This window comes from Pseudoalteromonas sp. EB27, from assembly GCF_001974875.1.
Classification (GTDB): Bacteria; Pseudomonadota; Gammaproteobacteria; order Enterobacterales; family Alteromonadaceae; genus Pseudoalteromonas.
In genome coordinates, this window is the sequence record NZ_MTQD01000004.1 from 260,990 (window position 1) to 269,113 (window position 8,124).

General features: G+C 36.0%; 5 protein-coding genes, 1 rRNA gene and 1 pseudogene. 4 read left to right on the forward strand and 3 right to left on the reverse strand.

Translation table 11 applies throughout. From position 1 onward, the window contains the following. Nucleotides 1-210: 210 nt before the first annotated feature. Nucleotides 211-330: pseudogene (locus BW142_RS20595) on the forward strand (LysR family transcriptional regulator); the annotation flags it as partial. Nucleotides 331-379: 49 nt separating this feature from the next. On the opposite strand, the gene BW142_RS06760 reads toward BW142_RS20595, so the two are convergent. Next, nucleotides 380-1,258, reverse strand: coding sequence for a diguanylate cyclase (locus BW142_RS06760; RefSeq protein WP_076924363.1), 879 nt, complete (start codon nt 1,256-1,258; stop codon nt 380-382). Between the two features lie 475 nt (nt 1,259-1,733). Here BW142_RS06760 and BW142_RS06765 point away from each other — a divergent pair, with 475 nt between their 5' ends. From BW142_RS06765 to BW142_RS06775, 3 genes are all read left to right on the forward strand, one after another. Further along, on the forward strand, nt 1,734-3,794 hold the full coding sequence (locus BW142_RS06765) for a TonB-dependent receptor (RefSeq protein WP_076924364.1): 2,061 nt from the start codon (nt 1,734-1,736) through the stop codon (nt 3,792-3,794). Between the two features lie 83 nt (nt 3,795-3,877). After that, nucleotides 3,878-4,333 (forward strand): YfiR family protein, encoded by a 456-nt coding sequence (locus BW142_RS06770; protein WP_253188803.1) that lies wholly within the window; start codon nt 3,878-3,880, stop codon nt 4,331-4,333. A 4-nt stretch (nt 4,334-4,337) separates the two neighbouring features. Continuing rightward, nucleotides 4,338-6,356: an EAL domain-containing protein gene (locus tag BW142_RS06775; RefSeq protein ID WP_076924365.1), complete on the forward strand. Its 2,019-nt coding sequence runs from the start codon at nt 4,338-4,340 to the stop codon at nt 6,354-6,356. A gap of 92 nt (nt 6,357-6,448) precedes the next feature. Here the strand turns inward: BW142_RS06775 and BW142_RS06780 are convergent, their stop codons facing one another. Next, nucleotides 6,449-7,084 (reverse strand): isoprenylcysteine carboxylmethyltransferase family protein, encoded by a 636-nt coding sequence (locus BW142_RS06780; protein WP_024598455.1) that lies wholly within the window; start codon nt 7,082-7,084, stop codon nt 6,449-6,451. A 934-nt stretch (nt 7,085-8,018) separates the two neighbouring features. Further along, nucleotides 8,019-8,124, reverse strand: a 5S ribosomal RNA gene (gene rrf, locus BW142_RS06785); the annotation flags it as partial.

The window sequence follows — 8,124 nt, forward strand, 5'->3', positions numbered from 1 at the left end:
ATTGTTATATCTAAATAATCAAACGTTTTTAAGTAGTAATCATGTTAGTAGGCAATACTAATATGCTGATTTACGTACACTGCTTTTTGCGCTTCATCAACCATTGCTGTTGCGTAATCAGTGACCGAAACTTTGCTCTCGCCTGCGTCATTAGTAAAATATGTATTGCTGCCAACACGGTAATCGCCTTCATTATCATCTGGACATAATTTGTGGACAGTTTATTTATCACGTAATTATCAGCAAACGGCAGTGCGTGCTTTCATCGACTTTTTAGCGCAGCACTGGCAAACCGATATTAAAAATATGGCGGCAAGTAAGGTATTATAGTTAAGGGCGTTTTGACTATTGTTTAATCTAAGGTGGTAGTTCAGCTTAGTTATTGAGGTAAGTAGGTTACGTTATCTAACCCTCGTTGTTTATTTTTATACATCGCTTGGTCGGCATATTTTATAAGTTCGTGATCTGTTTGACCGTGCTCTGGGTAGTTTGCAATACCAATACTAGGTGAAATATTTAATAGTACGTCACCTAGCTTAAAGACGTCCTTAAACTCAGTGAGGACTTTATTTTTGATTCTGACAGTTTCGTGGCTAGAACTTAAATTATCTAAAATAATTAAAAATTCATCTCCGCCTAAACGCCCTACTGTATCGTAGTGTCTAACCGATGCTGAGAGCCTTTTTGCAATGGCGCATAAAAGCTTATCGCCAGTTTCGTGTCCGTGGGTGTCGTTTACTGCTTTAAAGCCATTTATGTCTATAAATAGTAAGGAAAAAAATGTGTTGTTTGTAGTTGCACTAACAATTACCTTTTCTAACTGGTCCATCAATAAAGATCGATTAGGCAGACCTGTTAATACATCGTGCCGTGCCATGTAATGTAGTTGTTCTTCCATTACTTTACGCTCGGTTATGTCGTGCGCTACAGCAATTCTTACTTGATGTTGCTCTGACCAGCGAACAGACCATAGTATATGTACTACTTCACCATCTTTTCTCAACCAACGATTTTCAAAGCGAGGGTTCACCATGTCACCAGACAATAGCGATGTTACGGCGTTATGGGTTTTATGATGATCACCTTCGTAAACATAGTTAATCATTTTTTTGCCAACAACTTCATCGGCTGTATAACCAAAAATTTGCTCAAATGCAGCACTTACAAAAACAAATGTGCCTTGTTTATCTACCACACACACGGCATCAAGCATTAAAGCGAGTACTTCTTCTACATTAATCAATTCATTTTTCATCATACTCTGGTGCCTTTAAAGCAAAACCAAGCGAATTTAAGTATTCTATATACCTTTAATAAAAGCAAAGGTAATTGAAACTACAATAATAATTAATAAAAAGTTAGATTAATCGTGCACGTACAATTAATATCGCCCTGCAAAAGCATGATATGCAAAGTTAAATAATCAATAACCGCAAAATACTTTGAAGTCCTTCAAAAATAGCCTAAATTTTAAATTGTAAATAACCATATAGCTCTCAGTAACTTCTATTTTTTTACTCTTTAATAAATGTACTTGTATAAAATGTATCTACTGTATTTTTTATTGTTTTATTGGCCGTAGTTAAATTTTTTAACTACTACAACATTAGTTATTTTGATTTAATCGCATTTATACTTTTACGCTGTTAACGTATGTTAATATTGTGTGATATCACATGTATTACAAAAACAGTCATTGTTTTTGATTTTTTGATTGCGCAGGAGACTTTCGGGTGAAAATATCACAACGTTTATTTTGGCCATTACTTTTTGTGTGCCCTCTTGTAACGGCTGAGCCGTTTGAAGATGAAGACCTCGATCTTGATGCCTTAATGGGTATGGATGTGCAAGTAACTTCCGCGATGAAAAGAGCACAGTCAGCTTTCGATACAGCCTCATCAATTTATGTGCTTAGCAAAGAGCAAATAACAAAGTCTGGAGCAACCTCAGTTCCCGAAGCCCTTAAAATGGTACCTGGTTTAATTGTACGTCAGCTTGATAACAATCAATGGGCTATTTCTTCAAGAGGTATTGCTTCTCGTTTTTCAAGCAAACTGTTAGTAATGATTGACGGTCAAAGTTTATATACACCTAAATTTGCCGCAGTCTATTGGGAAACGCTAAATGTTCCTTTATACGATATTGAACGCATTGAAGTAATACGCGGGCAAGGCGGACTACTTTGGGGTAGTAACGCAAATAATGGCGTTATTAATATAATTACTAAAAACAGTATTGATACTCGCGGTGGATACGCAAGTGTAACTACTGGTAATCAAATAAATGCAGATGCAAATCTTCGCTACGGTGGTGATATAAGTAACATCGGCAGTTACCGTGTTTATGGCCACTTAAAAGATGCCAATGAATCCAAAAAAGGTGTTTCACTGACACCTAGTGACACTACAAAACAACAATCATTTGGTATCCGAGCTGACTTTACGCCTAATGATGAATGGTCAGGATTGTTTCAAGGTACTATTACTCATTCTGATTTAGGACAAAATTATCGCGGTGTGATTGATGATACTAATGAAAACATTTCTTTCTCTGACGGCTTAGAAAGAACAGACTCTCGCGTTATGGCTCGCTTAGAAAATCGAATCTCGCCTGATGCCAATCAAATGTTACAAATCTCTTGGCTTAAACAAAACGGTTCTCAAAAATATATAAAGGAAGATTTTGAATCTATTGATATAGATTATCAAATGAACTTTATTTATCAGTCCCTACAATTAGATTGGGGGTTGAGTTATCGATACAATAGTATTTCTTTTGAAAAAAGCGTGTTTTTAGACAGCGATAAAGACCTTGATAGCTTACAGCAATATGGCGGGCTTATTCAGGCTCAATATAACTTCATTCCAAATACACTAGACTTTATAATTGGCACTAAATTCGATCATAATGATTTAACTGGATGGGAAAACCAACCATCTGCAAGACTCGTGTATAAACCAATTGAAAACCATTTAGTATGGAGCGCTCTATCAAGAAGTGTACGAACACCCACCCTTATCGAGTTTAATGATAACTTTACAGTAAACGGTACTAAAGTTATCGAAGCGTTAGGCTCAAGCACTGGCGTAACAGCAATTGACGAGTATCGTATTGCTACATTTTTAAATGGTAACGATGACGTTAAATCAGAAAATTATACATCCTACGAATTAGGTTACCGATTTACAGATGAAAAATGGTCAGTGGACTTCTCGACTTTTCATACTGATGCTAAGCACGTTGCAGTCATTAATTTAAATACGCACGCAGATCAGTTTTTGCCCGCTCTCGCTTTTTTTCAAGCAGGGCAATTTCAGCAAGCGGCCTTAGCACTCACAACAACACAAATTGATTTAGATTTAGTATCTGTAGGGGCAACAACGACTAATGGCCTTGATGCTGTTATTTCATGGCACCCTTTAAATACACTAAGTACAGAACTTGGTTACAGCTACACAAGGATTGATTACGACTTACCAGTAGGCACAACCCCCTCCATTGGGTTTGATTCAACGAATAGGCAGCTATTTGCTAAAGCCAATTACACACTACTTAAGAACCATAATATATTTGCGACATTGCGCGTAGAAAATTCTGATGCTTACAATACCGATAGCTACACAACTCTAGATCTTACTTGGAACTATCAAATCAATCCAAAGTGGTCAACGGCGCTTTCAGGTAAAAATTTATTTGCGGGTTCTCATATAGAATATGGAAATACTCGCGAAACTTACACAATACCTAACTATATTGATGAATGTATTACCTTTACTATTAAAGCGACATTTTAAGTTAATAAATGCTGAAATTTAAACGATCATTTCATAGCCTTATAATACTTTTTGTACTTTCACTTAGTACGAACAGTTATGCTATGGAAAAAGAATATATGTTAAAAGCAGGCTTTTTATATAACTTCGCTAGATTTGGGCAATGGCATACTTCGTTAAGTGAGCAAAAAGCATTTACTTTATGTAGCCCAGACCAAAACTTCATTGATATAGCAAACGTTGCTTTGAAAAACAGAACAATTCAGGACTTACCACTTCGTAGTAAATTTATTTCATTCGAGGAATTAGCTAGTACAAAATGCAACATGCTATTCATTACATCCGATACTGTAGAGGCTTGGAACATTGCAAAACCTTTAATGCAAAATAATATAATGGTAGTAGGTGAAACCGATGTATTTATTCAAAACGGTGGTCATATCCGATTTTTTCTATCGAGTGGAAAAATTCGCTTTGAAATTGCGCCAAAGCAACTTAAAGATGCAGGCATTACTATGAGTTCAAAAGTACTACGCCTTGCCCGCGTTGTAGATAGGTAATGCAATGAAGAAATTATTTGCACTAAATACAATAAGCAAAAAATTGTTATTCATCCTAATGAGCGTGGCACTTGTTTCTACTGCAACTGTTACTCTTGTATTCAGTGCTTATGAAATTACAAGTGCCAAAGAAGACCAAATAGAAAGCTTAGATTCTCTCTCAAAGATGCTCTCCCCAAATATAACAACAGCACTTATGTTTGATGATATAGAAGCTATTCAGGAGCTTATTAATCCTATACTGATTCGATCTGATGTTATTAGCGTAGCTGTAAATAATAAGGCTGGAAAACAATTAGCAATAGCTAAATCAGAAGCAATGGAGGTTGAACATAGTATTGAAGTAAATACCCCTCTAACGCTCGACACTAACCATTATGGAGACCTACAAATACGTGCAAATGACAGCTATATTAGAGATAGAATTACTTTTTATATTAAGTTTATTTTAATTTTAATGGCTTTTACGTTTGCAGTAAGTTTACTTTTGTCTTTATTACTCAGACGCCGATTTTTAAATCCAATACTGTATTTAGCGCAAACGGCTAATAAAATAACAACATCACATGATTACAGCTTACGTGCCAAGCTATTATCTCAAGATGAAGTGGGACAACTTACTTCTTGTTTTAACGATATGCTGCACAATATTGAGCAAAGGGAAAATTCGTTAGAAAATCAAGTAAGGCTTCGCACTAACGAACTTGAAAATGCAAATTCTCAGCTGCAACAGTATGCTTACCAAGACGGGTTAACCGATTTACCAAATAGACGGTATTTTTACGAGAAACTACAAAGCTTAGTAAGTGTTGAAGGAATGAAATTCGCCCTTATATTTATCGATTTAGATGGTTTTAAAGAGGTAAACGATAGCCTTGGCCATGACTACGGCGATTTACTATTACACCAAGTAGGAACCAGACTTCAAAGCTGTATAACAAGTAAAGATACAGTAGCTCGTTTAGGCGGAGACGAATTTACGTTGATTTTAGAGGGCGTAAGTAGTTCAGATGAGGCATCAAAAATTGCCGAAGTTGTAAAAAACAGCTTAATGCAAAGTATAAAAATAAAAAAAGAAACAGTGTATGTTACAGCAAGTATAGGTTTAACGTTTTTCCCTGCTGATGGCTTAACAGTAGAAGAGCTCGTTAAACGTGCTGATCAAGCAATGTACTTGTCTAAGAATAAAGGGCGTAATCGCTATGAGTTCTTTTCTTATGCTATTGAAGAAAAAGCTACAGAAAAGCGTCGTTTAATAGAAGAGATACGTATTGCAATCATTCAAAATCAATTTGAATTATATTACCAACCTATTTTTTCAATTGATGGAAAATCAGTACCAAAAGCTGAAGCCCTTATACGTTGGTATCACCCTACGCGGGGTCTAATAGGACCAAATGAGTTTATACCTGTAGCAGAAAAAAATGGATTAATAAACGGAATAGGGCAATGGGTTAAATCTCAAGCAATTCAAGATACCGTCCAATTTAATATTTTGAGTGAGAAAACGATTCAAATAAGTGTGAACACATCACCTATTGAAATTGATCGTGCTGGTTGCTGGGTGGATGATTGGATTACCGCAAGCAAAAAATACCAACTTCCCGCAAATACTATTTTAATTGAAGTTACAGAAAATACATTAATGGACCCAGACTCCTCAATACAACAACAGTTAAAACGCTTAAGCACAATTAATATAGACATAGCCATTGACGACTTTGGTGTTGGATACTCTTCGCTTGCATATTTACAGCGCTTAGACATAGATATATTAAAAATAGATCGTTCATTCATTAAAGATATTGAATCAAATGATAATAGTATTGCTCTAGTTAAAGCTATTATTACCATGGCGCACAACCTAGATGTTATGGTTGTTGCTGAAGGCGTTGAGACACAAAAACAATACAACCTATTAAAGCATCTTGCTTGTGATTATATTCAGGGCTATTTCTTTTCAAAGGCTATTTCTAAAAAAGAGTTTATGGGAAAATACATAGAACAAAAAGAAGCGATCTAATTTTTGTCTATCGTGTGAACCTTTTACAATTCAACATAGAAAACCCCATAACTCTTAATTTACATTCAATATACTTATAGCCTTACCTCAAGCTATAACCAGCGAGGGACAAGTAATTTATACTCTTTATATTGTGTAGAAAAACGATGGGTCAAATGAGCTTCCTCAACTAAAGTTTGTCTATATATAGCAATTAAACCAACCACTAAGCAGATCAAACTAAATATACTAGGTAAGGCTAAAAAGAAACCTACTTGTGCTGCTACGATACCTAAATACATCGGATTTCTAGAATATTCATATAACCCAGAGGTTTTAAGCTCATGCGGTCCTTTAGGATCAATTCCTGATCGCCAAAGCTCAGACATATGGAAATGTACAAACATCGTCAAAATAAAACCCGCACTTAATAAAATATCGCCAAACAATACTCCTGGCCAGCCATTAAATATCGAAAACAGACCCAAATAACTATCTAACTCAGGTACAAACACTCTCACTACACATACAAACCAAATAGCAGCTCTGAAAAACTTAAAAACCATATGGTTCCACCAACTAGAACAAAATTTATCTCCTGGATAAACAACGCCAGATGGTGTATTTCTATTTTTATAAATAATTCTAAATGTATAAAACCCCGCAACAAAAGTATAAAAAATAGCTAAGTAAATACGTGTAAATTCAACTAGCGAAGTAGAGTCATCTAAAAATGTTTCATAGTGCATTTAGTTACAGCTCACAATCATTATTGGTGATAATTTTAAAACAACTAACTCAAAAAATTCTAGTTATATAGTCATGAAATTATATTAGTATTCATTGCCTTTATAAACAAGTTAAGTCAGTAGTTTGTTAATGGCTAGTCATTAACTCATACCATTAATTTAAAAATAACTTTAATTTATGAGGATCTCATACTTTTTATGTAATACCAATCTGCTTATATATTTTATATCGATATTATTCACTCATATTTTCCTTTCTATAGGCGCAAAAAAGCCCAAATTGTTAGATACGGACTTTCTACAATGTGAAATCGGTGCGCTACGCAATAGAAGCTATTATACACAACGGTAAAGGACAACAGTGAAATGCTACTCTCGCATCAGCGAGCACTTTAACACGTTAAATTAAGTGAATTATTTACTAAGAGGCGCTGTGCTATAGAGACGCTTCGCTATAGAGGAATACCTAAATCACTTTTCTAAGGACATAAAAAGGCCCGGTTCGTTAGATTCGGGCTTTCTACAATGCGAAGTCAGCGGCTACGAATAGAACATCGCGGTGCCCACAGCGGTGGAGAGTCACATAGAGACTCGCTACGCCCTACCTACGTGATGGGTGTTGATGTGTGTGTTAATTGCGCGTATTTTACTTTTTTGCAGACGTAAAAAAGCCCGACTATTTCTAGTCGGGCTTTCTACAATTTGAGGTCGGTGCGCTACGCAGTAGGATGTCATGGTGCGCACAGCGGTAGAAAGTCACATAGCAAATGCTAAACTATCTTTGTGCCGGAGCGGCCTTCCGCGAGGCTCGCCTTCGAGCTGTTTTGTCTCACTACTGAGTACGGCATGGACTCTTGGCTACAACTTTTATTTACACTTTTCTGCAGACGTAAAAAAGCCCGACTCTTTCGAATCGGGCTTTCTACAATTTGAAGCCTGGTAATGTCCTACTTTCACATAGCAAATGCTACACTATCATCGGCGCTGTTTCGTTTCACTACTGAGTTCGGCATGGAGTCAGGTGGGTCCAAAACGCTATT